Consider the following 25334-nt stretch of genomic DNA (forward strand, 5'->3'; position numbering starts at 1 on the left):
GGCAATTGAGAGTTACGAGGGCATCGCGATAGCCTGCTTCTCTTCAAGCAGCTTCTCGACAACGCCAGGATCGGCAAGCGTCGAGGTATCGCCCAGGTTGCTGGTATCGCCCGCCGCAATTTTGCGCAGAATACGGCGCATAATTTTGCCGGAGCGGGTTTTAGGCAGGGAGTCGGTCCAGTGCAGCACGTCTGGCGTCGCCAGCGGGCCAATCTCTTTACGCACCCAGTTGCGGACTTCTGCGTACAGTTCTGGTGACGGTTCCTCCCCGTGATTAAGCGTGACGTAGGCGTAGATCGCCTGACCTTTAATATTGTGCGGAATACCGACGACAGCGGCTTCGGCAATCTTCGGATGCGCCACCAGCGCCGACTCAATCTCCGCTGTTCCCAGACGGTGACCCGAGACGTTCAGCACGTCGTCCACACGCCCGGTGATCCAGTAATAGCCATCTTCATCACGACGCGCGCCGTCGCCGCTGAAATACATATTTTTGAAGGTGGAGAAGTAGGTCTGTTCAAAGCGTTCGTGATCGCCAAACAATGTACGCGCCTGACCAGGCCAGGAGTCGGTGATCACCAGGCTGCCTTCGGTAGCCCCTTCCAACGGGTTACCTTCGTTATCGACCAGCGCCGGTTGCACGCCGAAGAACGGACGCGTTGCAGAACCTGCTTTTAGCTCGGTAGCACCAGGCAGTGGTGTGATCATGAAACCGCCGGTTTCGGTCTGCCACCAGGTGTCGACTACCGGACATTTCTCGTTGCCGATCTTCTTCCAGTACCACTCCCACGCTTCCGGGTTGATTGGCTCGCCTACGGAACCGAGAATGCGCAGCGACGAACGGTCAGTGCCTTCGATCGCTTTATCGCCTTCTGCCATCAGCGCGCGGATCGCCGTGGGCGCGGTATAGAGAATATTGACCTGATGCTTGTCCACCACCTGGGCCATACGGGCAGGCGTCGGCCAGTTCGGTACGCCTTCAAACATCAACGTGGTCGCGCCGCAGGCCAGCGGGCCATACAGCAAATAACTGTGTCCGGTAACCCAGCCCACATCGGCGGTGCACCAGTAGATATCGCCAGGATGATAATCAAAGACATATTTAAAGGTCAGCGCCGCGTACACCAGATAACCGCCGGTAGTGTGCAGCACGCCTTTCGGCTTACCGGTAGAACCGGAGGTATAGAGAATAAACAGCGGATCTTCGGCGTTCATCTCTTCCGCCTGGTGCTGATCGCTGGCTTGCTCAACCAGGTCGTGCCACCAGAGGTCGCGCCCTTCCTGCCAGTCAATTTTTCCGCCAGTACGCTTCAGTACCACCACATGTTCAATGCTGGTGACGTTCGGGTTTTTCAGCGCGTCATCAACGTTTTTCTTCAGCGGAATACTACGCCCGGCACGCACGCCTTCGTCGGAAGTGATCACCAGTCGTGAGTTAGAATCGATAATGCGTCCGGCAACGGCTTCCGGCGAGAAGCCGCCGAAAATTACCGAATGCACCGCGCCAATGCGGGCGCAGGCCAGCATTGCGACCGCAGCTTCCGGCACCATCGGCATATAAATCGCCACCACGTCACCTTTTTTAATGCCCAGCCCGAGCAGGGTATTGGCGAAGCGGCAGACGTCGCGGTGCAGCTCTTTATAGCTGATATGTTTGCTCTGGCTGGCGTCGTCGCCTTCCCAGATGATGGCGGTACGATCGCCGTTTTCTTGCAGATGGCGGTCAAGGCAGTTTGCCGCCAGATTCAGCGTGCCGTCCTCGTACCATTTAATGGACACATTACCGGGGGCAAAGGAGGTGTTTTTCACCTTCTGGTACGGTTTGATCCAGTCGAGAATTTTTCCCTGTTCGCCCCAGAAGGTATCTGGTGCGTTGATAGATTGTTGATACATCGCCTCGTACTGCTGAGGGTTTATCAGGCAACGGTCTGCGATGTTGGCAGGAATGGTGTGTTTGTGAATTTGACTCATGCTTTTGTTCTCCTTGTAGGATGTTAATAATATGTGGCATAAGCGTTAAATGTAGGGGTATTGGCAGTTTTGTTTAGTATTTGGGCGACAGATCACGCAAAAGTAGAATTGTGCAAATAAACGGCAGGGTAATTTTTGAAGGTCAGCAACAAAAGTTGATTAATTCTTTGAGGAACATGCAGTTATGCATGCTGTTGAAAAAGAGGAAGATACTGACTAACTCTAAAGTGGTATTTTACATGCACTTACAATTGATTAAAGACAACATTCACAGTGTGGTTATTTGTTACACATAGGGGCGAGCAATGTCATGACAGTGTAGGTGCGGTTACTGTCGTGAAAAACAATAAAAACCGCCATTGCAACAATGGCGCAATTCGGATGAAGCCCCTATGACAAGGATAAAAATAAACGCACGCCGTATCTTCAGCTTATTGATTCCTTTTTTCTTTTTCACTTCTGTTCACGCTGAACAAACGGCTGCTCCCGCAAAACCTGTAACTGTGGAAGCGAAGAATGAAACCTTCGCTCCGCAGCATCCCGATCAATATCTCTCCTGGAAAGCCACCTCGGAACAGTCAGAGCGTGTTGACGCCCTGGCGGAAGATCCACGGCTGGTGATCCTGTGGGCGGGGTATCCCTTCTCGCGCGATTACAACAAGCCGCGCGGACATGCCTTTGCGGTAACCGATGTTCGTGAAACCCTGCGTACCGGTGCGCCGAAAAATGCTGAGGATGGTCCGCTACCGATGGCATGCTGGAGTTGTAAAAGCCCGGATGTGGCGCGTCTGATCCAGAAAGACGGCGAAGATGGCTACTTCCATGGTAAATGGGCGCGTGGCGGCCCGGAAATCGTCAACAACTTAGGTTGTGCCGACTGCCATAACACCGCCTCACCAGAGTTCGCCAAAGGCAAACCGGAATTAACCCTTTCCCGTCCGTATGCGGCTCGTGCGATGGAAGCCATTGGTAAACCTTTTGAGAAAGCCGGACGCTTCGACCAGCAATCGATGGTTTGCGGTCAGTGCCATGTGGAATATTACTTCGATGGCAAAAACAAAGCCGTTAAATTCCCGTGGGATGACGGCATGAAAGTCGAAAATATGGAGCAGTATTACGACAAAATTGCCTTCTCTGACTGGACTAACTCCCTGTCGAAAACGCCAATGCTGAAAGCGCAGCACCCGGAATATGAAACCTGGACAGTGGGCATTCACGGCAAAAACAACGTGACCTGTATCGACTGCCATATGCCAAAAGTGCAGAACGCTGAAGGCAAACTCTACACCGACCATAAAATTGGTAATCCGTTTGATAACTTCGCCCAGACTTGTGCGAACTGCCATACCCAGGACAAAGCTGCCCTGCAAAAAGTGGTCGCGGAACGTAAGCAGTCAATTAACGACCTGAAAATCAAGGTTGAAGATCAACTGGTTCACGCTCACTTCGAAGCGAAAGCGGCGCTGGATGCAGGCGCGACGGAAGCCGAAATGAAACCGATTCAGGACGATATCCGTCATGCTCAGTGGCGTTGGGATCTGGCGATCGCTTCCCACGGCATTCATATGCACGCACCGGAAGAAGGTCTGAGGATGCTCGGTACGGCGATGGATAAAGCCGCGGATGCGCGTACCAAACTGGCGCGTTTACTGGCAACCAAAGGCATTACCCATGAAATCCCGATCCCGGATATCTCAACCAAAGAGAAAGCCCAGCAGGCAATTGGCCTGAACATGGAACAAATCAAGGCCGAGAAGCAGGACTTTATCAAAACGGTGATCCCGCAGTGGGAAGAGCAGGCACGTAAAAACGGTCTGTTAAGCCAATAACCCCGTTCCGCCTCGCAAGGGGCGGAAAACACAATGGAGTGAATATGAGCGTATTACGTTCGTTATTAACTGCCGGGGTGCTGGCGTCGGGCCTGTTGTGGAGCCTGAACGGAATTACCGCTACCCCTGCGTCGCAGGCATCTGGTGATCGCTACGAAGTTACCCAGCAGCGTAACCCGGATGCCGCCTGTCTGGACTGTCATAAACCAGATACCGAAGGTATGCATGGCAAACATGCTTCCGTTATCAACCCGAATAACAAACTGCCGGTCACCTGCACCAACTGTCACGGCCAGCCATCACCGCAACACCGCGAAGGGGTGAAAGATGTGATGCGCTTTAACGAGCCGATGTACAAGGTTGGAGAGCAGAACAGCGTCTGTATGTCCTGCCATCTGCCGGAACAGTTGCAAAAAGCGTTCTGGCCGCACGATGTCCACGTAACCAAAGTGGCGTGCGCCAGCTGCCATTCCCTGCATCCACAGCAAGATACGATGCAGACGTTAAGTGACAAAGGACGGATTAAGATTTGCGTCGATTGCCACAGCGATCAGCGCACCAATCCGAACTTTAACCCGGCGTCTGTTCCGTTGCTTAAGGAGCAGCCATGACCTGGTCTCGTCGCCAGTTTCTCACCGGCGTCGGCGTGCTGGCAGCCGTCAGCGGCACCGCAGGACGCGTGGTGGCGAAAACGTTGAATATCAATGGGGTGCGTTACGGCATGGTGCATGACGAGTCGTTATGCATCGGCTGTACTGCCTGTATGGATGCTTGTCGGGAAGTGAACAAGGTGCCGGAAGGCGTCTCGCGCCTGACAATTATTCGTAGCGAGCCGCAGGGCGAATTTCCTGATGTGAAATATCGCTTCTTTCGTAAGTCTTGCCAGCACTGCGACCATGCACCGTGCGTTGATGTCTGCCCAACGGGTGCGTCTTTTCGCGATGCTGCCAGCGGGATTGTCGATGTTAACCCAGATCTCTGCGTCGGTTGTCAGTACTGCATCGCCGCCTGTCCGTACCGTGTGCGCTTTATCCATCCGGTCACGAAGACGGCGGACAAATGCGATTTCTGCCGTAAGACCAATTTGCAGGCCGGTAAGCTCCCCGCGTGCGTTGAGGCTTGCCCGACGAAGGCGCTCACGTTTGGCAATCTGGACGATCCCAACAGTGAGATTTCGCAACTGCTACGCCAGAAGCCCACTTACCGCTACAAGCTGGCGCTGGGAACCAAACCGAAGCTGTACCGCGTACCGTTTAAATACGGGGAGGTGAGCCAATGACGCAGACTTCCGCATTTCATTTTGAATCGCTGGTGTGGGACTGGCCGATTGCCATCTACCTGTTTTTGATTGGTATTTCTGCCGGTCTGGTGACGCTGGCCGTGCTGTTACGTCGCTTCTACCCGCAGGCGGGTGGTGCAGACAGTACGTTGCTGCGAACAACGCTGATTGTCGGGCCTGGCGCGGTGATCCTCGGTCTGTTGATTCTCGTCTTCCACCTGACAAGACCGTGGACCTTCTGGAAGCTGATGTTCCATTACAGTTTTACCTCGGTGATGTCGATGGGGGTGATGCTGTTTCAGCTCTACATGGTGGTGCTGGTGTTGTGGCTGGCGAAAATCTTTGAACACGATTTGCTTGCCCTGCAACAACGCTGGTTGCCGAAGCTGGGAATTGTGCAAAAGGTTCTGAGCCTGCTGACGCCCGTTCACCGCGGATTGGAAACGCTGATGCTGGTGCTGGCGGTGTTGCTGGGGGCTTATACCGGCTTTCTCTTGTCGGCGCTGAAATCGTATCCGTTCCTCAATAATCCGATTTTACCGGTGCTGTTCCTCTTCTCCGGCATTTCGTCCGGTGCGGCGGTGGCGTTGATCGCTATGGCGATACGCCAACGCAGTAACCCGCATTCCACGGAAGCGCACTTTGTTCACCGGATGGAAATCCCTGTGGTATGGGGCGAAATCTTCCTGCTGGTGGCGTTTTTCGTCGGTCTGGCCCTGGGCGATGACGGTAAAGTGCGTGCGCTGGTGGCGGCATTGGGCGGCGGTTTCTGGACGTGGTGGTTCTGGCTTGGTGTCGCCGGGCTGGGGCTGATTGTGCCAATGTTGCTCAAACCGTGGGTCAATCGCAGTTCCGGGATTCCTGCCGTGCTGGCAGCGTGTGGGGCCAGTCTGGTCGGGGTGTTGATGCTGCGCTTTTTCATTCTCTACGCCGGGCAGTTGACGGTGGCGTAAGCCAGAAAAGAGGTGGTTTCTGGACGTATTCCTTCCTGAAGTCGGTTTTCTGGCGTTGTTGTTAAGTCTTGGGGTCAACGTGTTGACCCCGTTGACGGCCTTCGCGGGAGTGCGGTTGCGCTGGCCTGCCATGATGCGACTCACTTGCATCGGCACTCTGGCACAGTTCGCGCTCCTGCTGCTCGCCTTTGGCGTACTGACGTATTGTTTTCTCATCAGCGATTTCTCGGTCATTTATGTCGCCCAACATAGCTATAGCCTGCTGTCGTGGGAACTCAAACTGGCGGCAGTGTGGGGCGGTCATGAAGGTTCGCTGCTGCTTTGGGTGCTGCTGCTTTCCGCCTGGAGCGCGCTGTTTGCCTGGCATTATCGGCAGCAAACCGATCCGCTATTTCCGCTGACATTAGCCGTTTTATCTCTCATGCTCGCCGCACTGTTGCTGTTTGTGGTGCTGTGGTCCGATCCGTTTGCGCGGATATTTCCACCAGCAATCGAAGGCCGAGATCTCAATCCGATGCTGCAACATCCCGGTCTTATCTTTCATCCACCGCTGCTTTACCTTGGCTATGGCGGTTTAATGGTAGCGGCGAGCGTGGCGCTGGCGAGTCTACTGCGCGGCGAGTTTGATGGTGTCAGCGCCCGAATTTGCTGGCGTTGGGCACTACCTGGCTGGAGCGCATTAACGGCGGGGATCATCCTCGGTTCCTGGTGGGCCTATTGCGAACTGGGCTGGGGCGGTTGGTGGTTCTGGGACCCGGTGGAAAACGCCTCTTTATTACCCTGGCTTTCTGCCACTGCATTGCTGCACAGTTTGTCCCTGACACGCCAGCGGGGGATTTTCCGCCACTGGTCGCTGTTACTGGCGATAGTTACTCTGATGCTGTCGCTGCTGGGCACCTTAATTGTCCGTTCTGGCATTCTGGTTTCGGTTCATGCGTTCGCGCTGGATAACGTCCGCGCCGTGCCGTTGTTCAGCCTGTTTGCACTGATTAGCCTTGCGTCTCTGGCTCTGTATGGCTGGCGAGCGCGGGACGGTGGCCCGGCGGTGCGTTTTTCGGGGTTATCGCGGGAAATGTTAATCCTCGCTACGCTGTTGCTGTTTTGCGCAGTGCTACTGATCGTGCTGGTGGGAACGCTTTATCCGATGATTTACGGCCTGCTGGGCTGGGGACGCCTCTCCGTTGGTGCGCCATATTTTAACCGCGCAACGTTACCGTTTGGTCTGTTGATGTTGGTAGTGATTGTGCTGGCGACGTTTGTCTCTGGCAAACGCGTGCAGCTTCCGGCGCTGCTGGCGCATGCGGGTGTGCTGTTATTTGCCGCGGGGATCGTGGTCTCCAGCGTCAGCCGTCAGGAGATCAGCCTGAATTTACAGCCGGGTCAGCAGGTGACTCTGGCAGGATATACCTTCCGTTTTGAGCGCCTCGATCTGCAAGCCAAAGGTAATTACACCAGCGAAAAAGCGATAGTGGCGCTGTTTGACCATCAGCAACGCATTGGTGAACTGACGCCGGAGCGGCGTTTTTACGAAGCACGTCGTCAGCAAATGATGGAACCGGCAATTCGCTGGAACGGCATCCATGACTGGTATGCGGTCATGGGCGAGAAAACCGGAGCGGATCGTTACGCTTTTCGTTTGTATGTACAAAGCGGTGTGCGCTGGATCTGGGGGGGAGGATTGTTGATGATCGTGGGCGCATTGTTAAGCGGATGGCGGGTAAGGAAGCGCGATGAATAAAGGTCTTCTCATGCTACTGCTGTTATTTACCTGTTTTGCGCGCGCTCAGGTCGTAGACACATGGCAATTCGCCAACCCGCAACAACAGGAACAGGCGTTAACTATTGCCAGCCAGTTACGCTGCCCGCAATGCCAGAATCAGAACTTACTGGAATCCAATGCGCCGGTGGCAGTCAGTATGCGCCATCAGGTTTACAGCATGGTGGCGGAGGGGAAAAGTGAAGTCGAAATCATTGGCTGGATGACCGAACGTTACGGAGATTTTGTTCGCTATAACCCACCGTTAACCGGTCAGACGCTCGTGTTGTGGGCGCTGCCAGTGGTGTTGTTACTGCTGATGGCCTTGATCCTCTGGCGGGTAAGGGCGAAGCGATGAAACAGCCTCAAATACCGGTGAAGATGCTGACAACACTCACGATTTTGATGGTATTTCTCTGTGTTGGCAGTTATCTGTTAAGCCAGAAATGGCAGGCGGTGCGTGCGGAGTATCAGCGTCAGCGCGATCCGCTATATCAGTTTGCCAGCCAGCAAACCCCGGAAGCGCAGCTTCAGGCATTACAGGATAAAATTCGCGCTAATCCACAAAACAGCGAACAGTGGGCGTTACTGGGCGAGTATTATCTGTGGCAAAACGATTACAGCAATTCGCTGCTGGCGTACCGTCAGGCGTTGCAACTACGTGGCGATAACGCTGAACTGTATGCGGCGCTGGCGACGGTGCTGTATTACCAGGCCAGCCAGCATATGACCGCCCAGACTCGCGCAATGATCGACAAAGCACTCGCGCTGGACTCTAACGAAATCACCGCTCTGATGCTGTTGGCTTCCGATGCGTTTATGCAGGCGAATTACACGCAAGCCATCGAATTATGGCAAAAAGTGATGGATTTAAACTCACCCCGGGTCAACCGAACACAGCTGGTCGAGTCGATTAATTTGGCGAAACTGTTGCAGCGGAGATCAGATTAATCATCTGGTGATGAAGATTATGTTATTGAGCTGCATAAAAAATAATCGAATGAACATATGCCCAAAATAATCACTAATCAGTATTATTGCAGGTTAAACAAATAAAAATCTTTCCATAACAAATGGTTATTCATTAATCCTGCCATAAACTCGCGTTATTATGCATTAATGTAGCGAAAAGCTCTGTTGTTAAAGGGTTGCGCAACATACCGCGCAAATGATACTGATTATAAGCGTTAAAAAAATCTACAAACCAACGCAACACAATTCATGCCCTGGCAGTATGTCACGTTCTCGCGTTTCTGAACGGGAACGGCGCTCCATTGAGGAAGTTATTCTGATGAAAAATATAAAATTCAGCCTGGCCTGGCAGATTCTGTTTGCTATGGTGCTGGGCATTCTCCTGGGAAGCTACCTGCACTACCATAGCGACAGCCGCGACTGGCTGGTCGTCAATTTGCTCTCTCCGGCGGGTGATATCTTCATCCATCTGATCAAAATGATTGTTGTGCCGATTGTGATCTCCACGCTGGTGGTGGGTATCGCGGGTGTTGGTGATGCCAAACAGCTCGGGCGTATTGGCGCGAAAACCATTATCTATTTCGAGGTGATCACCACTGTCGCCATCATTCTGGGGATCACCCTGGCGAACGTCTTCCAGCCCGGTGCTGGGGTGGATATGTCGCAGCTGGCAACCGTCGATATCTCGAAATATCAGAGCACTACAGAAGCGGTACAGAGCAGTTCCCACGGTATTATGGGCACGATTTTGTCTCTGGTGCCGACGAATATTGTGGCGTCGATGGCGAAAGGCGAAATGTTACCGATCATCTTCTTCTCGGTACTGTTTGGTCTGGGGCTTTCCTCCCTGCCCGCGACGCATCGTGAACCGCTGGTGACCGTGTTCCGCTCCATCTCTGAAACCATGTTTAAAGTGACTCATATGGTGATGCGTTATGCGCCGGTGGGTGTGTTTGCGCTGATTGCGGTGACGGTGGCTAACTTTGGTTTCTCGTCTCTGTGGCCACTGGCGAAACTGGTGCTGCTGGTGCATTTCGCCATTCTGTTCTTCGCGCTGGTAGTGCTGGGAATTGTGGCGCGCCTGTGCGGGTTAAGCGTCTGGATCCTGATTCGTATTCTGAAAGATGAGCTGATTCTGGCGTACTCCACTGCCAGCTCTGAAAGCGTGTTGCCGCGAATTATTGAGAAGATGGAAGCCTACGGTGCACCGGCGTCGATCACCAGTTTCGTGGTGCCGACCGGTTACTCTTTTAACCTTGATGGTTCGACGCTGTATCAAAGTATTGCCGCTATTTTCATCGCGCAGTTGTATGGCATTGACCTGTCCATCTGGCAGGAAATCATTCTGGTGCTGACGCTGATGGTGACCTCGAAAGGGATTGCTGGCGTGCCGGGCGTGTCGTTTGTGGTGTTGCTGGCAACGCTGGGCAGCGTAGGGATCCCGCTGGAAGGTCTGGCGTTTATTGCCGGTGTTGACCGTATCCTCGACATGGCGCGTACTGCGCTGAACGTGGTGGGTAATGCGCTGGCGGTGCTGGTGATTGCCAAGTGGGAACACAAATTTGACCGTAAGAAAGCGCTGGCTTATGAGCGCGAAGTGCTGGGCAAATTTGATAAAACTGCGGATCAATAATTGAGGATTGCCGGGGACATACACCCGGCAATGTGTGGATGCCTGATGCGACGCTTGCCGCGTCTTATCAGGCCTACATTAACCGTTAGTTAATTTTTCAAACTCTTCACACCCGGTATCAAACCCTTCCATACAGCTCAGGTTCAGCCAGTGCAGCGCCTTCTGTTTGTTCTTCTCGATAAAACCTTCTTCACCATTTAAGAACATCATTCCCGCCCAGTACTCGGAATAACCGGTTCGGGAAATCGCAGAGCTGCGTTTGAAATACCAGGTTGCCTTGTCATCGTCGGCCTTAATGCCCACGCCGTTGGCGTAAATCAAACCAAGCAGCATTTGGGCATCGACGGCAGAGTCGTTCTCCAGATCTTCCGAGGCGTTTTCTAACAGCGAAATCGCCTTTGGATAATCCGGTTTACCCGCTTGCGTATTTACCAGAATATGCGCCAGCGTTACTTCACCTTCTTTACTGCCCGCTTGCGCCGCTTTCTCTGCAAGAACTTTTGCTTGTGGATAGTCCAGACTGACCGGATTGGTGATTTTGATCTGCGCCAACAGCGCGCAGGCATCAGCATCACCGCTGTCGGCGGCTTTCTGTGCCCAATATTCGGCTTTGCTCAAATCGCCGGAGCTAAACCAGCTGTCGGCAAGAAAATATTGTGCGCGTCGGTCCCCAGCCTCTGCAGCCTTTAAATACTGACTGCCAGGCTCGGAGCCGTTAGCATGGGCAAAGAATGTCAAAAACAACATCAATGCGATAATTTTTTTCATTTTGATAATACGATTGGGTAGGGAGTGACCAGTATAAAGAGTTCGAATGGATAAAAAAACAGCCTCCGACAGGAGGCTGTAGAAAGGACTGTATTACGCCAATGCCGCTTCGCGCAGGCGAGTTTTCAACTTGTTGTACTCGTCAATCACGTACTGCTCGGCGGCGCGCTGATCGGCGATCGGCTCGACGCGCACGGCGCAGTATTTGTATTCCGGCGTTTTCGTAATCGGGCTTAAGTTTTCGGTAACCAGCTCGTTACAGGCACCAATCCACCACTGGTAGGTCATGTAAATCGCCCCTTTGTTCGGACGATCGCTGACCTGCGCACGGGTGATAATTTTGCCTTTACGCGAGTGCACCCAAACCAATGCCTCATCTTCAATACCCAGACGTTTGGCGTCTTCGGTATTGATTTGTGCGTAGCCAGGTTCATCAGCCAGCGCCGCCAGTGCCGCACAGTTACCGGTCATCGAACGGCAAGAGTAGTGACCGACTTCACGCACCGTTGACAGTACCATCGGATACTCGTCGGTGAGTTTGTCGATTGGCGCTACCCAGTCGCAGGTGAAGAACTGCGCCAGACCGTTCGGAGTATCAAACTTCTCTTTAAACAGATAAGAAGTCCCCTGATCGGCATCTGAAGTATCGCGACAAGGCCACTGAATGAAGCCCAGTTCGCCCATTTTCTCGTAAGTCGCACCGTAGAAATCCGGGCACAGATGACGCAACTCGTCCCAGATCTCCTGGGTGTTGTTGTAGTGCATCGGATAACCCATACGGGTGGCGATTTCACTGATAATCTGCCAGTCCGTTTTCAGATCCCATTTCGGTTCAACCGCCTTGAAGAAACGCTGGAAGCCACGGTCAGCCGCAGTAAACACGCCTTCATGCTCGCCCCACGAGGTGGACGGTAAAATAACGTCCGCCGCTGATGCGGTTTTAGTCATAAAGATGTCCTGGACGATGACCAGTTCCAGATCTTCAAAGGCTTTACGTACTGCCGACAGCTCCGCGTCAGTTTGTAGCGGATCTTCGCCCATAATGTACGCGGCACGCACTTCACCATGCGCTGCGCGGTGCGGCAGCTCGCTGATGCGATAACCGGTATGAGCAGGCAGGCTTTCCACGCCCCAGGCTTTGGCGAATTTCTCGCGGTTAGCCGGATCTTTCACATACTGGTATCCCGGATACGTATCCGGCAGCGCGCCCATATCGCAGGCACCCTGCACGTTGTTCTGACCACGAACCGGGTTTACACCCGCATGCGGCTTACCGAGGTTACCGGTCAGCATCGCGAGGCTGGTCAGAGAACGCACGGTTTCCACGCCCTGGTAGAACTGGGTTACACCCATGCCCCACAGGATGGCGGCGCTTTTCGCCTGGGCATACATCCGCGCCGCCTGACGAATCTCACTGGCGCTGACGCCGGTGATATCTTCAACCGACTCCGGCGTGTAGCCTTCAACGATTTTACGATACTCTTCAAAGCCTTCTGTACGGGAAGCGACGAACGCTTTGTCGTACAGATTTTCTTCAATAATGACATGGCCCATTGCATTCAACAGCGCGATGTTCGAGCCGTTTTTCAGTGCAATGTGCATGTCAGCAATGCGCGCAGTTTCAATTTTGCGCGGATCGCAGACGATAATTTTCGCCCCGTTACGTTTAGCGTTAATTACGTGATTCGCCACGATAGGGTGGGAATCCGCCGGGTTGTACCCGAAAACGAACACTAAATCGGTATTATCAATTTCGTTAATAGCATTGCTCATTGCGCCATTACCGACCGATTGGTGCAGACCTGCAACCGATGGGCCGTGTCAGACGCGAGCGCAGCAGTCAACGTTATTGGTACCAATAACGGCGCGCGCAAATTTTTGCATTACATAGTTGGTTTCGTTACCCGTACCACGCGAGGAGCCGGTCGTCTGGATGGCATCCGGACCGTACTTCTCTTTGATGGCGCTCAGGCGCTCGGCAACGTAATTCAGTGCCTCATCCCAGGAAACAGGTTCGAGTTTGCCGCCACGCTGGCGACGGATCATGGGGGTTTTCAGGCGCGGGGTCAGGATCTGGGTATCGTTAATGAAGTCCCAGCCATAATACCCCTTCAGACACAGGGTACCCTGGTTGGTTTTCCCCTGCGCTGCCTCCGCCCGGACGATTTTGCCGTTATCGACGACCAGGTTGATTTTGCAACCTGATGCGCAATAGGGGCAAACCGTGACGACTTTTTTCATCGGTCTCGCTCCAGTTAATCAAATCACGCATACGCGCTCTCGACTACAGTATGCATCTTTTATGCCACATTTTATTTGGGGTCATTCCCTGATATTACGGGCACTATTTGTTCAAAACTCTGACGAAAAACAGGCTGTCGTCAGTTTTGACGTGACGAAACGAAATACCGCGTGACAGCCATCACGCGGCTGACATTTTATTTTTTCTCGACGACGGGAGCCGCCTGATACCCGCCACCCAGCGATTTCATCAACTGAATGCTTTGGATCACCCGGCGGCTGTCCAGCATCAGTAATGACATCTCCTCGGCAAGCACTGGCAACCGGGCTTCGGTGGCCTGTAAGCGGCTGGTTAAGCCGCGTTGATAGGCGGCCTCGGCAGCGCGCTGGGTGAAGCGCGTTGCTTCCACGCGTTCAGCCTGCATCTCTCGCTCGTCGTTGAGTGTTTGCAGACGCGTGCCGTTGACGGCAACGTCGCGCACCGCATTCAGCACTGACTGGTTGTAACGTTCAATCATCATGTTGCTGGCGGCGCGAGTGCCTTCGAGATTGGCATTCAACCGTCCACCGTCAAACAGCGGCAATTTCAGACCTGGGATAAAGTTGAACTGGCGACTGGTTTTTTTGAATAAGGTATCCAGGTGGATAGAATCCAGGCCGAAAAATGCTTTGATATCAAAGCTCGGGTAGAACAGCGCCCGCGCGGAATCCACCTGATCTAATGACGCCTGAACATACCAGCGCATGGCTTGCAGATCCGGGCGTCTGGCGAGCAACTCATAAGAGAGTGTCGCCGGAATACCGGTCTGGACTTGCGGTAATGCCACCGCTTTGATCTCCGGCATATCGCTGGCTCCTGCGCCAATCAATGCACGCAGAGATTCTCGCGTTTCGGTGATTTGCCCTTTAACGGCAGCAATTTGTTTATCGACCGCCAGAATCTGCGCCCGCGCGCCGTGGAAAGGCACTTGCGCTTCCAGACCGTGCGCCACTTTACTCTGGTGCGCTCTCACCGCGTAATCAATCACACTGCGGGTTTGTTCCAACAGATCGAGCATCTGATAGCTGGCCTGCATACTGTAATAAAGCTGCGCCACGCCCGTTGTAAGCGATAACTCCACCGCTGCGGTTTCTGCCAGCGCGGCATTATGCGCGCCAATGGCGGCGGCAACCGCTGAGCGATGCACACCCCACAAATCAAGATCCAGTCCGGCAAACAAACCGACTGTGGCTTCCGTATAGTACGGCCCGTCCATACCCAGTGCTGGCGCATCCATAGCATAAGGGCTTAAAAAGCCGTTCGCCGAGACACGTTGGCGGTTGAGCATCCCTAACGCTGCGACCTGTAATTGTGAACCGGCATCTAACAAATCGGCCTGCGACTGCGCTTTTTCTTCCCGCAGTTTCGCTTCGGCGAGGGTGTGTGAACCACTTAGCGTCCGTTGGATCAAAGCATCCAACTGCGGGTCATTGAGTTGTTTCCACCACTGCGCCTGCGGCCAGCCGGAGCTGGCAAGATGAATATCATCGGCCAGTTTGATTTGTTCCGGTTTGAGCTGTTGATGAGGCGCAGAATCCTTACGTACCAGGGCACAGCCGGAAATCAGCGTCGTGCTGCCGAGAATGCTGCACAACAGCAGGCGTGAAAGTTGACGATTGATCATTGCGTGGCTCCTTGTGCCTGTTCCGTGGCGGGCGTTAATGCCGGGGCAGTCCAGTCTGGCAAGCGGGCAAAAAGCTGGCAGACGTATTGCTCCTGTTTTAATAAGGTCGGCAGGATGGCCTGCGAGGCGGGTGTCTCTTCAAGTGTAATTTGAGGAGAACGGCTGAGTGCGCTTGCCAGGCCGGCGGCGTATTTCTCCAGTGCGTCGGCAAACAGGCCTGCTCTGTCCGGCTGTAGTGCGTTATCCAGCGCCTGCGCCGAGTTCCAGGTTGCATCCCAGGCGTGAAGAATATCGCGGCCCTGACGAATAACCGTTTGCGAACGTTCAATCAGTAACGCGCGTTCTTCGCTGTCCAGTTGACGCTCCAGCGCCACGCGTTGGCACATCTCTTCACAGGCATTAAACGCCGCATGCAGACCTATACGAATTTGCAGATAAGTGCGCAGAGCCGTGACTTCCTGCTGGCGTGGGATCCGCATTACTTTACTCAACATACCCAGCGCACCAGCCAGTTTTTGCGGCAGTGTGCGCGCTTCACTTTCAGGCCAGACAAAGGTGTAAATCACCGCGGACACCACGGTACCAATGATGATACCCAGGGCGCGATCGCGAATTTCCACCAGGTCGTACACCGGGCCAAAAACGTTTTCGAGCGTGGCGAGCGCGAAGGTGACCACCATCTGTGTGCCGATATAAGAAGAGCGTTCAGAGCTGGTGGCAATCCATGCGCCCAACAGGAAAATCGGTGCCAGCACAAATAGCAATTCGACAATATTGTCCAGCCAGGGCATGACCAGTAACGTGAATAACAGCGCCAGAATTGCACCGCAGAAGGCACCGCCAAAACGCAGCGCCATTTTCTGATACGACGAACCGACATTGGGGTTAGCGACGATCACGCAGGTCAGCATACAGGTGTGAATGCCTTCCCAGTCCACGCCGCTGTAGAAGGTGTAACAGATCAAACAGGCGAGCAGCGTTTTTACCGCGTAGCGCATATAGTCTGGATTGGTAAAAGCATCGGCGACCATTGATGGCGGTTTGGCGGCGGGCGTTGGCGGCGTATTCGGGTCCATCTGACCCAGTTGCAACAATGTCTGGCAGATATTCTCCAGGTTACATTCCCGTGCCGCCATCGCTTCACTTTCAGTGATCCGCCAGTCGCTTTGCCAGCACTGACCTTCGGCAATGGCATGCTGCAGTTTGTTGATTTCTGAGGCTAATTTTTGCCGAAATTCAATAATTGCCTGAGAATCAGCAAAAGAGGTGGGATCGTAGCGATTCAGCGTCGAGTAAATGTAGGTTACCGTTGCCACGCAGCTTTGCCACCATGCGCTCTGAGTTCGCCAGTTGGCATCGTCCGCGAGGCAAAAGACATTGAGTTTTTGCAGCGCCAGCGCCTCTCTTTCAATCCGCGTTTCGGGTAGCGGTGCGAGGCTGTCCGTCAGGTGGCTAATGGCATCATCAAGCCGATCATTAAGCACCTGATGCATCTGCGTGATAGCGCGGCTGGGAAACCACAGCACGCCGATTAACGTCATCAATAACGTCGGGTAGAGGCCGACAACGATACACCACAGCGTTAAGCGCACGACCACTTCCGGATAGTCGAGCATGGCGGGGAATGTTTGCCCGTAAATGGCGACAATGGCGACGGCGAAAAAAACCAGCCCCAACCGATGGGTGCGCATCAAAAACATACAGCCCATCAGGATCGGTCCGGCAATGATCAATCGGATCAACGGTTCGCCATATGACCATTTGTAGATCAAAAACAGGCTGGCGATTTCCAGCATCGTGGCGACCACAAACAAGATCGCCACAAATTTGGTGTAAAACGCGTTCGACTGAATACCGTAAAACAGCACTGCCAGTGATAACGCCACAAAAGGGATCTCAAAAGTCATCGAGATCAGAATCACCAGCAAGCAGCCTACCCAGAGTTGCATAGTCTGCGGCACGCGGCCTGGTCGCCGCTCGCTTAACTCTTCATGAAAGAACGCCAGCAGCCTGACCACCGGTAATGGCAGGGAGTTGAGCGCGCTCATTATTGCGGCTCAAGATTAGCGACTGCCGAAGCGCCGATGCGGAACATTTCCGGGTCAGGTTTTTCAACCATGATTTTGACCGGAAAACGCTGGGCAACGCGGACCCAGTTAATAGAACGAGACACTTTCGGCAGGCCGCCCAGCACCAGGCCGCCGTCATCCGGTAGCACGCCGTAGCCAATCGAATCCACTTTACCTGCGAAGGTTTTGCCGCTGTCGCTCATCAGGCGAATGGTTGCGGGTGTACCTGAGCGAATATTTTTCAGATCAGTTTCGCGGAAGTTGGCGATCACGTACCAGTGACGAGTGTCGATTAGGGTGAAAATAGGGCGCATGGCAGAAGCAAATTGCCCGACGGAGGTTTTGAGGGAAATGACCCGGCCATCAAACGGCGCGCGAACGGTCGCCATTTCCAGATGCAGTTTCGTCAACGCAATATCCGCTTCCACTGCCGCACGTTGCGCCACCAGCGCATCCACGCCGCTGACGGCGCTGGCGGCTGACTGCGCCTGCAACAATACGGCGTTAAGATCGGCTTCTGCGGCGCGCTGCGCCGTTCTTGCACGGTCAACGTCTTCCGCTGAGACGAAACCTTCTTTCAGTAATGGCTCGGTGCGGCGTAATGTATCACTGGCCTGTTTCGCGGCGGCACGGGCTTTTTCTACCGTGGCATTAACCGAGTCGGCACCAAACTGTTGTGCGTCAACGCTACGCTGGGTGAGCATAATTTGCTTATCCAGCGCCGCGAGGGAGGCTTCTGCTTTCGCCAGATTGGCTTCGTACGGGCGCGGGTCGATGCGGAACAGCAAATCGCCCTGTTTCACCGCCTGGTTGTCGGTGACCGCCAGTTCTACAATGCGACCGCTGACTTCCGGCACCACATCAATGGTATCTGCTGACGCGTAGGCGTCATTAGTTGATGGCGCACTGTCTACGCGCCAGATAACGAAAACAAGGGCAACCAGCGCCAACGCAACCACTAACAGAGCAGGGAATTTACTGCGAGGAGCTTTTTTCGGCGTACTTTCCATGAGCGCGTCTCAAATAGATTAGAAAAATGCCAGCCAGAACAGCATGGCGTAGAGAGCAAAAAGGGCGGTATAAATAATTCCGACAAATGCCAGATTGATATTTGCCCGCTGAATAATTCGCCTCGTGATGAGCGTCAAAATAAGGCTGGCAATGGCGCAGAAAAACCAGCTGGGATAATAAGCGCCGATCACCGGGATTGCCGGAGATAATGAGCATCCCGAAACCATGAAGACGGGAATTATCCAGGCTGTTTTTTTGAGTTTCATCGCCATGCGAGAGAGAACTGTTGGCATATTAAATACATCCTGTCTGCTGCGAACAATATCTGTAGTGAATATCAATATCCATTGAAGGCGTCAGTATGGCTATTTTCTCGATGAATAAAAATAGCTTTATTCAGCCACCGCATTCATAACTTATATATTTTATGTATTAATTTGTTGTATGTATTTTTAAAATAAATGCTTTTGGGGGCTTAAGCGCCCCCAAAAGTGAGTGGCATTAATTTGGGGTTACGATATTCACCCACAAATCGAAATTATCCAGACAGGCGATAATTTCTTCCAGTTTCGCGCCATTGCCAATAATTTTGGCTTTCTTCGCTTTTACCAGATCCGCCATTTTGGCTTGTCCGGTCAGCACGGCGTGCAGATCTTCACGGCTGATATAGAAAGAGGCGTTGGCTTCAGGTTGTAGCGTTTTACGATAGTTAAGCACGCTATCGTTCAGCGTCAGGTTGAGGTTATCGCCGTTACTCATATTGAAGTTCAGGCTGATGTTTTTGCCCGCGGCTTTTTCGCTGTCGAGACGAACGGCCATAAAGTCGAACAGCATTTCGACCGACATCCCGCGAAGGGTGTCCGGAGAACCAGTGGTGCCGTGGCTGAACTTATGCACCCCTTCGCGCAGCTCTTTTGCGCCGGTCAGGTAGAAACCGCGCCAGGTGGCGGACTCGGCCTGATAACCCAACTGTTCAAAGTTATTTGCTTGCAGATTCTTCGCCACCTGGTCACCCGGATTGGCGGCAATCACCTGTTTCAGCAACTCTGCTGACCAGCGGTAATCCCCTTGCTTGTTCGCTTCTTGCGCCAGGTTGATGACACGGGCGGAACCGCCCAGCGCTTTCACGTAACGTTTGCCCATCTCCACCTGACCGTACGGATGTAGGTTAGCTGGATTGCCGTCATAATAGCCGAGATAGAAGTTATATACTGCACGGGCGTTGTGGCTAACAGAACCGTAATAGCCGCGGCTGGCCCAGTTATTGGCAAGCGCAGGTGGCAGCTTAATCATGTCGCCGATTTCATTCATGGTGTAACCCTGGTTCGCCAGGTGCAGGGTCTGGTCGTGAATGTATTTGATAGTATCGCGATATTTACCAATATAATCATTGATATGCTTATTGCCCCAGACCGGCCAGGTGTGCGGCATAAACAGTACTTCCGCGTCGTTACCCCACATATCCAGCGTTTCGTTCAGATACTCTGTCCACTTGCTGGTATCGCGGGTTTTCGCGCCGCGCAGGGTGTAGAAGTTGTGCAGGGTATGCGTGGCGTTTTCGGCGGTACACAGGGCTTTCAGGGCCGGAATATAGAAGTGCATTTCGGCTGGCGCTTCGCTACCCGGAGTCATCAGGAAGTCAAACTCCAGACCGTCGATAACCATCTTCTCGCCAGTTCTGACAATCGTTTTGGTTGGCGCAATAATGCTCGGGTCGCCCGTTGCCAGCGTCACGCCCAGGCCGTTGCCAACGTTGCCTTGCGCGTTGTGCGGCAGTAACAGACCGTAAGAGTAGAGCGCACGGCGGCTCATGATGTTACCCGCCAGCACGTTTTCGCTGATGGCTTCGTCCATAAAGCCTGCCGGAGCGATCACCTGCACTTTGCCAGATTTAACATCCGCTTCAGAGATAATGCCTTTCACACCGCCATAATGATCGGCGTGGCTGTGGGTGTAAATCACAGCAACAATCGGTTTTTGCGGACGATGCTGGAAGTAAAGGTCAAGTGCGGCTTTTGCGGCAGGCGGCGTTACCAGTGGGTCGATAACAATAATGCCTTTCTCGCCCTCAACGAATGTAATGTTAGAGATATCCTGGCCGCGTACCTGATACATTTTATCGGTGACTTTGAACAGGCCAGAAATGCCGTTGATCTGCGACTGACGCCACAGGCTGGGGTTTACGGTTTCCGGCGCAGCGGCATTAATATCAAATTTGTAATCATCCGCGCGGTAGTAAACTTTGCCATTCGCATCGCGCAGAATACCTTCATCCAGCAGCGGGGCGATAAATCCGCGCTGGGCATCGTCAAAGTCCTGACGATCGCTAAACGGTAATGATTTTGCGTAATGCTGATTAACCTGCTGGGTATATTGAGTCGCGGCTTTCGCTTCATCTGTTGCGTGAGCGGTATTTACCATCATGCCGCTGGCGGCAGTTAACGCAATAACAATCCTGCTCAAACGGAATAACCGAGAGTTATTCATATAAATCTCCATTTATCATTTATGTCGTAAATATGTAATCCATGCAAAATACGTCATTTAAAGCTGGCGTTATCATAATTGGGAATTTGCGACTTTAATAAGTGGAAGTGTGAGCGGAACGAGCCATTTTATTAGGCATTTGTGCTGAAGAGGGAAAAGTACGCGAATTTATTATTTCTGTAAATAATATGAGGTGTTTTATATATTTATTATATATATTGTACTTCGGCAAATACTGAGCACAATTAATCAATGCAACCGGTGTTTCTTATTAAAAAACGTACCGGAGCAATGGGCGGTCATGTCGCTGGCACCGCAGGATTCTGCGTTGCTGTGCCAGCCTTTTATTCATGGTCAATGAGTGAGGGGATTGATAAAGAAACCAGGTCGTCAGAGCGCACTGATTATCCGCATTACGCCAGTGAAGTTGCACTGGCTTTTGGTTCACGAGTGGTTGGCCTCGAACTGGCAAAAATGATTGTGGATGTGTGGCTGGGCGCGCAGTACGAAGGCGGTCGTCATCAACAACGCGTGGAGGCGATTACGGCAATAGAGCAGCGGAAAAATTGAGATTCATCCACTACTTGCATGGATGAGTAATGACTAATGTGGATAGAGTTTCTTTTTGAGGTTGGCTAATGAAACGTTTTCCGCTATTTCTTTTATTCACCCTGCTCACGCTGTCCACCGTTCCGGCCCAGGCCGATATTATCGACGACACCATTGGCAATATTCAGCAGGCGATTAACGATGCTTATAACCCTGACCGTGGGCGAGACTATGAAGATTCGCGCGACGACGGCTGGCAGCGTGAAGTGAACGACGATCGGCGCAGACAATATGACGATCGCTGCCGCCAGTTTGAAGATCGCCGCAGGCAGCTGGACGATCGCCAGCGCCAGCTGGATCAGGAGCGTCGGCAGCTAGAAGATGAAGAGCGGAGAATGGAAGATGAGTATGGGCGGTGATGTTGAGTTTAGAGCAGGCATCGCCCCTCACCCATCACTCCACCCCAATCTCCATCCCATCAAACCCCGCCTCAAACCCTGACGGCAGTACGTTCTCCATCAGCCACACATCAAGCTGATGGCTGATATGTGTCAGAACCACGCGCGGCGAGCGGATAACTTCATTCAGCGCCAGCACGGTGTTTAAATCACAGTGATTGCGTGGCGAATTCGCGCGCGGTGGGTGGCTGCAATCAATCACCATTACCTGTGGCTGATTATTGCGTAAAAATTTCACCGTTTTTTCCGGCAGGCCTGCGGTGTCAGACAGCCACGCCACCCGGCTATGTGCCGTTTCCAGTAGATAGCCGAAAGTGAGTTTCGAATGGTTGAGCGGCAGCGGCGTGACCTGTAATCCCTGCAAATCAAACATCACAAATGGCTCCACCGTGTGGCTGAAATCAAGCAGGCCCGGATGTTTAAACAGATCGTCGCAGCCCTGTTCATCCGGCGGGCCGTAGACCGGGATCGAATCGCCCACGCCCCAGCGCAGCGGAAACAGCCCCTGCACGTGATCCATATGGTAGTGCGTCAGCAAAAACTGCTGGAACGATCCGGGCGACCAGCGATCGGCGAGATCGTGCAGCCCGGCGTCGATCAGGGTGATCGCGTCGTTAAACTTCACGACGCCGCTGCATGGCTGGCGGCGATACTGCGGTGAGCGCCGCGCTCTGGCGCAGGCCGCGCACTCACAGCCCCATGCGGGAACACCCTGTGCGCCGCCAGTGCCAGTAAGTGTGAGGGTCAGGCTCATGTTACAGCGCCTTGGTGAAGCGGAAGTGGCTCTGCTCGTAGCCTTCGCGCAGATAGAAACGGTGCGCGTCGTGGCGCTTGACGTTGGTGGAAAGCTCGGTCATTTCGGCCCCGGCCTGGCGGGCTTCTTCTTCGGCCCATGCCAGTAATTTACTGCCGACGTTCAGACCGCGCGCCTGCGGCATCACCACCAGTTCCTGAATTTCGCCGATCCAGTTGACATGATGCAGATGAAACTGCAAATGCAGGCCGATCATGCCGACAACTTCGCCATCCAGCAGCGCCAGATGGTAGCGCATGTTCGGGTCGCGCAGATTGGCGTTAAACCCCACGCGAAACGCGTGGTGGTCAAACTCCGCCTGTTTTAGCTCACAAATCAGCGCGTAAACCGCGTCGGTGTCGTACTGCGTGGCCGGACGAAGCTCACAAGCAGGCATGGTGTTTCTCCTTCTGATGAATCAGCGTCAGCAGCGTGTCGACCGACTGGCGCAGGCTGCCGTCATTGTTGAGCGTATGGCAATCCTGTGGAGTATAGCGGGCCGCACGCGCCAGGCGGGCGTTAATTTCACTGGCGTTTTCACGGCCACGGTTTTCCAGGCGCTGGCGCAGGATCTCTGGCGAAACCTGTAAACAAACGGGCAGCAGCGCCGATTGATAGCGCGCCCGCGCCTGCGGTAGATGGGCGCGTGAGCCGTTGACCACCACGTCAAATCCAGCGTGCAGCCAGAGGTCAATCTCGACGCCGATGCCATAATACAGGCCGTTGGCGTGCCAGCTTAAGGCCAGAAGGTTCTGCCCCGCGCGGGTAAAAAACTCCTGCTCGCTCAGGGCGATATGGTTTTCACTTCCGGCGCTGGCGGCGCGCGTGATGTAGCGATGCGCTACCAGTAGCTGAGTTTGTTCCCGCTGGCGGAGTTCCGTCAACAGACTGTCTTTTCCGGAGCCAGAGGCCCCCATTAACCAAATCAGTTTTCCCGTCATCAGAACACCCTTTTACCCTGACGCCAGACGTGATCGATATGAATGTGGTTGCCCTTGCGATGCGCCAGCACCAGGTCGGCGCGTTTGCCCTCGCCAATCACCCCGCGATCCTGAAGATTAAGCGCCTGCGCCGGATTTTTGGTCACCAGCTTCACCGCCTGCGACAGAGTAAAGCGGTTGCTCTCGTCATCGGCGACGCGAAATGCCGCATCGAGCAGGCTGGCGGGGTAGTAGTCGGAAGAGAGGATATCCAGCAGACCAAGCTGTGCCAGTTCACTGGCCGCCACGTTGCCGGAGTGCGAACCGCCGCGCACAATATTCGGCGCGCCCATCAATACATTCATGCCATGCTTGCGCGAAGCTTCCGCCGCTTCGAACGTGGTGGGAAATTCGGCGATTACGCTGCCAAGCTGGTGGGATTCGGCAACGTGCGCGCGCGTGGCGTCATCGTGGCTGGCGAGGGCAATTTGTCGCGCGCGGCATATTGCGGCGATGGTTTCGCGATTCGGCTGCGACCAGCGTGCGGCAAGCGCCAGCTGTTCCTCTTCGTACTGCTGCATCTGCGCATCGGTGAGCGAGTATTTGCCCTGGTAATATTCGCGATACTTCTCGCGATTGGCGAACTGGCGCTGGCCCGGCGAGTGGTCCATCAGCGATACCAGCGTCACCGGTTCGCGCTGCACCAGTTTTTCAAACAGCGGCAGCGTGGTGTGATGCGGCAGTTCGCAACGCAGGTGCAGACGGTGCTCGGCGCGGTTGACCCCGCGTTTCTGCGTCTCTTCGATGGCGTTGATCATCTTCTCCAGATTCTCCAGCCGATCGCCGCCGTCGCGCACGTCGCCAATCGCCACGGCATCCAGCACGGTGGTGATGCCGCTCGCCACCATCAGCGCGTCGTGGCTGCTCATCGCCGAGTGGGCAGGCCAGTCCACTTTTGGGCGCGGAGTGAAGAATTTATCGAGGTTGTCGGTATGCAGCTCAATCAGCCCCGGCAGCAGCCAGCCGCCTTCGCCGTCCATCGCCTCTGGCAGGCGGCTCTGGCTTTCGGCAAAGGCGCGGATTTCACCGTCCTGTACTTCCAGTGAACCGTGCACCACTTCGTTTTCCAGCACCAGTTTGACGTTATTGATAATCATGCAGAGGCTCCCATTGGGTGCAGGCGGTCGGCGACGTCATTGCGTACGGCTTCGTCATGGAAGATGCCGACGATGGCTGCGCCACGGGCTTTGGCTTCGCGGATCAGTTCCACTACGGCGGCGCTGTTTTTAGCGTCCAGCGAGGCGGTGGGTTCATCCAGCAGCAGAATCGGATAGTCGACGATAAAGCCACGGGCGATGTTGACGCGCTGCTGTTCGCCGCCGGAGAAGGTCGATGGTGCCAGGTGCCACAGGCGTTCAGGCACGTTCAGGCGCGTCAGTAATCGGGCGGCTTTAGCGGCGCAGGCTTCACGCGGAACGCCGGTATCGAGCAGCGGCTGCATCACCACTTCCAGTGCCGAAATACGCGGGATGACGCGCAGAAACTGGCTTACCCAGCCGACAGTGGTTTTGCGGATTTCCACCACTTTGCGCGTTGGCGCGGTGACCAGGTCTACCCATTCGTCACCGTGTTTGATCTGGATTTGCCCTTCGTCGGGCAGATAGTTGGCGTACAGCGAGCGTAGCAGAGTTGATTTGCCGCTGCCGGAGTGACCGTGGAGCACCACGCATTCGCCTGCGTTGACGGTGAGCGAGGCGCGTTGTAATACAGGCAGACGCACGCCGTTTTGTTGGTGCAGGATGAAGGTTTTACTGATGTTTTGTACGTTAATCATTTTTCGCCTCGTGGTTCGCATGTTTGGGAGCGGTGCGCACATTGCCCCTCACCCTAACCCTCTCCCCAAAGGGGCGAGGGGACCGCTTGTGCACGGTGTTGAATATTGCGCCGGTTTTCTCCCTCTCCCTCCGGGAGAGGGCCGGGG

At 54.1% G+C, this 25334-nt stretch carries 23 protein-coding genes; 10 read left to right on the forward strand and 13 right to left on the reverse strand.

Annotation, left to right across the window (positions count from 1 at the left end; all coding sequences use genetic code 11):
- Positions 1–12: 12 nt before the first annotated feature.
- A complete protein-coding gene (acs, locus tag BEB42_RS12645; RefSeq protein WP_000078214.1) occupies positions 13–1971 on the reverse strand; it encodes an acetate--CoA ligase in 1959 nt (652 codons plus the stop codon).
- Positions 1972–2363: 392 nt separating this feature from the next.
- On the opposite strand from acs, the gene nrfA reads away from it, so the two are divergent.
- The 8 genes from nrfA (at position 2364) to gltP (ending at position 10393) form a co-directional block, all read left to right on the forward strand.
- Entirely contained in the window at positions 2364–3800 is a 1437-nt protein-coding gene (nrfA, locus tag BEB42_RS12655) for an ammonia-forming nitrite reductase cytochrome c552 subunit (protein ID WP_001353533.1), read from the forward strand.
- A gap of 44 nt (positions 3801–3844) precedes the next feature.
- On the forward strand, positions 3845–4411 hold the full coding sequence (gene nrfB / locus BEB42_RS12660; RefSeq protein WP_001353532.1) for a cytochrome c nitrite reductase pentaheme subunit: 567 nt from the start codon (positions 3845–3847) through the stop codon (positions 4409–4411).
- Entirely contained in the window at positions 4408–5079 is a 672-nt protein-coding gene (nrfC, locus tag BEB42_RS12665; RefSeq protein WP_000220281.1) for a cytochrome c nitrite reductase Fe-S protein, read from the forward strand. Before nrfB ends, nrfC begins: the two co-directional genes overlap by 4 nt.
- Positions 5076–6032 carry a cytochrome c nitrite reductase subunit NrfD gene (gene nrfD / locus BEB42_RS12670; RefSeq protein WP_000195167.1) on the forward strand — a complete coding sequence of 319 codons (957 nt, stop codon included), beginning with the start codon at positions 5076–5078 and terminating at the stop codon, positions 6030–6032. The genes nrfC and nrfD overlap by 4 nt, the downstream gene beginning before the upstream one ends.
- A 19-nt stretch (positions 6033–6051) precedes the next feature.
- The gene (locus BEB42_RS12675; protein ID WP_071986698.1) at positions 6052–7770 is read left to right on the forward strand and encodes a heme lyase CcmF/NrfE family subunit; all 1719 of its coding nucleotides are present in this window, start codon (positions 6052–6054) and stop codon (positions 7768–7770) included.
- Positions 7763–8146, forward strand: a complete 384-nt coding sequence (nrfF, locus tag BEB42_RS12680; RefSeq protein ID WP_001032528.1) for a heme lyase NrfEFG subunit NrfF — start codon at positions 7763–7765, stop codon at positions 8144–8146. The genes BEB42_RS12675 and nrfF overlap by 8 nt, the downstream gene beginning before the upstream one ends.
- Positions 8143–8739 carry a heme lyase NrfEFG subunit NrfG gene (gene nrfG, locus BEB42_RS12685; protein ID WP_000812995.1) on the forward strand — a complete coding sequence of 199 codons (597 nt, stop codon included), beginning with the start codon at positions 8143–8145 and terminating at the stop codon, positions 8737–8739. Before nrfF ends, nrfG begins: the two co-directional genes overlap by 4 nt.
- A gap of 340 nt (positions 8740–9079) precedes the next feature.
- A complete protein-coding gene (gltP, locus tag BEB42_RS12695) occupies positions 9080–10393 on the forward strand; it encodes a glutamate/aspartate:proton symporter GltP (protein WP_000789589.1) in 1314 nt (437 codons plus the stop codon).
- A gap of 78 nt (positions 10394–10471) precedes the next feature.
- Here the strand turns inward: gltP and yjcO are convergent, their stop codons facing one another.
- The 7 genes from yjcO to yjcS all read right to left on the reverse strand — a co-directional run bounded on the left by yjcO (position 10472) and on the right by yjcS (position 20633).
- Complete coding sequence (gene yjcO / locus BEB42_RS12700; protein WP_000719893.1) at positions 10472–11161, reverse strand: Sel1 family TPR-like repeat protein YjcO; 690 nt, start codon at positions 11159–11161, stop codon at positions 10472–10474.
- Positions 11162–11254: 93 nt separating this feature from the next.
- Entirely contained in the window at positions 11255–13402 is a 2148-nt protein-coding gene (fdhF, locus tag BEB42_RS12705; RefSeq protein ID WP_001300547.1) for a formate dehydrogenase subunit alpha, read from the reverse strand.
- 197 nt (positions 13403–13599) lie between these two features.
- Complete coding sequence (mdtP, locus tag BEB42_RS12710; RefSeq protein WP_000610587.1) at positions 13600–15066, reverse strand: multidrug efflux transporter outer membrane subunit MdtP; 1467 nt, start codon at positions 15064–15066, stop codon at positions 13600–13602.
- Complete coding sequence (mdtO, locus tag BEB42_RS12715) at positions 15063–17114, reverse strand: multidrug efflux transporter permease subunit MdtO (RefSeq protein WP_001275161.1); 2052 nt, start codon at positions 17112–17114, stop codon at positions 15063–15065. Before mdtO ends, mdtP begins: the two co-directional genes overlap by 4 nt.
- The gene (gene mdtN, locus BEB42_RS12720) at positions 17114–18145 is read right to left on the reverse strand and encodes a multidrug efflux transporter periplasmic adaptor subunit MdtN (protein WP_000446358.1); all 1032 of its coding nucleotides are present in this window, start codon (positions 18143–18145) and stop codon (positions 17114–17116) included. Before mdtN ends, mdtO begins: the two co-directional genes overlap by 1 nt.
- Positions 18146–18163: 18 nt before the next feature.
- Entirely contained in the window at positions 18164–18439 is a 276-nt protein-coding gene (locus BEB42_RS12725) for a YtcA family lipoprotein (RefSeq protein ID WP_001353528.1), read from the reverse strand.
- A gap of 208 nt (positions 18440–18647) precedes the next feature.
- Complete coding sequence (gene yjcS / locus BEB42_RS12730) at positions 18648–20633, reverse strand: alkyl sulfatase YjcS (protein ID WP_074500774.1); 1986 nt, start codon at positions 20631–20633, stop codon at positions 18648–18650.
- 252 nt (positions 20634–20885) lie between these two features.
- On the opposite strand from yjcS, the gene BEB42_RS12735 reads away from it, so the two are divergent.
- Together BEB42_RS12735 and yjdP are read left to right on the forward strand one after the other, a co-directional pair.
- The gene (locus tag BEB42_RS12735) at positions 20886–21203 is read left to right on the forward strand and encodes an RpiB/LacA/LacB family sugar-phosphate isomerase (RefSeq protein WP_001183292.1); all 318 of its coding nucleotides are present in this window, start codon (positions 20886–20888) and stop codon (positions 21201–21203) included.
- Positions 21204–21271: 68 nt separating this feature from the next.
- On the forward strand, positions 21272–21601 hold the full coding sequence (gene yjdP, locus BEB42_RS12740) for a DDRRRQL repeat protein YjdP (protein WP_105267411.1): 330 nt from the start codon (positions 21272–21274) through the stop codon (positions 21599–21601).
- A 34-nt stretch (positions 21602–21635) separates the two neighbouring features.
- Here the strand turns inward: yjdP and phnP are convergent, their stop codons facing one another.
- Genes phnP through phnL form a run of 5 tightly spaced genes read right to left on the reverse strand, consistent with a single transcriptional unit; the run spans position 21636 to position 25187 of the window.
- The gene (phnP, locus tag BEB42_RS12745) at positions 21636–22394 is read right to left on the reverse strand and encodes a phosphonate metabolism protein PhnP (RefSeq protein WP_000059913.1); all 759 of its coding nucleotides are present in this window, start codon (positions 22392–22394) and stop codon (positions 21636–21638) included.
- Between the two features lies 1 nt (position 22395).
- A complete protein-coding gene (phnO, locus tag BEB42_RS12750; RefSeq protein WP_001110490.1) occupies positions 22396–22830 on the reverse strand; it encodes an aminoalkylphosphonate N-acetyltransferase in 435 nt (144 codons plus the stop codon).
- Positions 22817–23374 carry a ribose 1,5-bisphosphokinase gene (phnN, locus tag BEB42_RS12755; protein WP_000145985.1) on the reverse strand — a complete coding sequence of 186 codons (558 nt, stop codon included), beginning with the start codon at positions 23372–23374 and terminating at the stop codon, positions 22817–22819. The genes phnO and phnN overlap by 14 nt, the downstream gene beginning before the upstream one ends.
- On the reverse strand, positions 23374–24510 hold the full coding sequence (gene phnM, locus BEB42_RS12760) for an alpha-D-ribose 1-methylphosphonate 5-triphosphate diphosphatase (RefSeq protein ID WP_000586288.1): 1137 nt from the start codon (positions 24508–24510) through the stop codon (positions 23374–23376). The genes phnN and phnM overlap by 1 nt, the downstream gene beginning before the upstream one ends.
- Complete coding sequence (gene phnL / locus BEB42_RS12765) at positions 24507–25187, reverse strand: phosphonate C-P lyase system protein PhnL (RefSeq protein WP_000611388.1); 681 nt, start codon at positions 25185–25187, stop codon at positions 24507–24509. Before phnL ends, phnM begins: the two co-directional genes overlap by 4 nt.
- Between the last annotated feature and the right edge of the window lie 147 nt (positions 25188–25334).

This window comes from Escherichia sp. MOD1-EC5990 (assembly GCF_002965285.1).
Lineage (GTDB): Bacteria > Pseudomonadota > Gammaproteobacteria > Enterobacterales > Enterobacteriaceae > Escherichia > Escherichia coli_F.

Excerpts from the sequence above, each read along its gene's own strand:
- acs (WP_000078214.1), bottom strand. The coding sequence starts at position 1,971 with ATGAGTCAAATTCACAAACACACCATTCCTGCCAACATCGCAGACCGT.
- nrfA (WP_001353533.1), top strand. The coding sequence starts at position 2,364 with ATGACAAGGATAAAAATAAACGCACGCCGTATCTTCAGCTTATTGATT.
- nrfB (WP_001353532.1), top strand. The coding sequence starts at position 3,845 with ATGAGCGTATTACGTTCGTTATTAACTGCCGGGGTGCTGGCGTCGGGC.
- nrfC (WP_000220281.1), top strand. The coding sequence starts at position 4,408 with ATGACCTGGTCTCGTCGCCAGTTTCTCACCGGCGTCGGCGTGCTGGCA.
- nrfD (WP_000195167.1), top strand. The coding sequence starts at position 5,076 with ATGACGCAGACTTCCGCATTTCATTTTGAATCGCTGGTGTGGGACTGG.
- nrfF (WP_001032528.1), top strand. The coding sequence starts at position 7,763 with ATGAATAAAGGTCTTCTCATGCTACTGCTGTTATTTACCTGTTTTGCG.
- nrfG (WP_000812995.1), top strand. The coding sequence starts at position 8,143 with ATGAAACAGCCTCAAATACCGGTGAAGATGCTGACAACACTCACGATT.
- gltP (WP_000789589.1), top strand. The coding sequence starts at position 9,080 with ATGAAAAATATAAAATTCAGCCTGGCCTGGCAGATTCTGTTTGCTATG.
- yjcO (WP_000719893.1), bottom strand. The coding sequence starts at position 11,161 with ATGAAAAAAATTATCGCATTGATGTTGTTTTTGACATTCTTTGCCCAT.
- mdtP (WP_000610587.1), bottom strand. The coding sequence starts at position 15,066 with ATGATCAATCGTCAACTTTCACGCCTGCTGTTGTGCAGCATTCTCGGC.
- mdtO (WP_001275161.1), bottom strand. The coding sequence starts at position 17,114 with ATGAGCGCGCTCAACTCCCTGCCATTACCGGTGGTCAGGCTGCTGGCG.
- mdtN (WP_000446358.1), bottom strand. The coding sequence starts at position 18,145 with ATGGAAAGTACGCCGAAAAAAGCTCCTCGCAGTAAATTCCCTGCTCTG.
- BEB42_RS12725 (WP_001353528.1), bottom strand. The coding sequence starts at position 18,439 with ATGCCAACAGTTCTCTCTCGCATGGCGATGAAACTCAAAAAAACAGCC.
- yjcS (WP_074500774.1), bottom strand. The coding sequence starts at position 20,633 with ATGAATAACTCTCGGTTATTCCGTTTGAGCAGGATTGTTATTGCGTTA.
- BEB42_RS12735 (WP_001183292.1), top strand. The coding sequence starts at position 20,886 with ATGCAACCGGTGTTTCTTATTAAAAAACGTACCGGAGCAATGGGCGGT.
- yjdP (WP_105267411.1), top strand. The coding sequence starts at position 21,272 with ATGAAACGTTTTCCGCTATTTCTTTTATTCACCCTGCTCACGCTGTCC.
- phnP (WP_000059913.1), bottom strand. The coding sequence starts at position 22,394 with ATGAGCCTGACCCTCACACTTACTGGCACTGGCGGCGCACAGGGTGTT.
- phnO (WP_001110490.1), bottom strand. The coding sequence starts at position 22,830 with ATGCCTGCTTGTGAGCTTCGTCCGGCCACGCAGTACGACACCGACGCG.
- phnN (WP_000145985.1), bottom strand. The coding sequence starts at position 23,374 with ATGACGGGAAAACTGATTTGGTTAATGGGGGCCTCTGGCTCCGGAAAA.
- phnM (WP_000586288.1), bottom strand. The coding sequence starts at position 24,510 with ATGATTATCAATAACGTCAAACTGGTGCTGGAAAACGAAGTGGTGCAC.
- phnL (WP_000611388.1), bottom strand. The coding sequence starts at position 25,187 with ATGATTAACGTACAAAACATCAGTAAAACCTTCATCCTGCACCAACAA.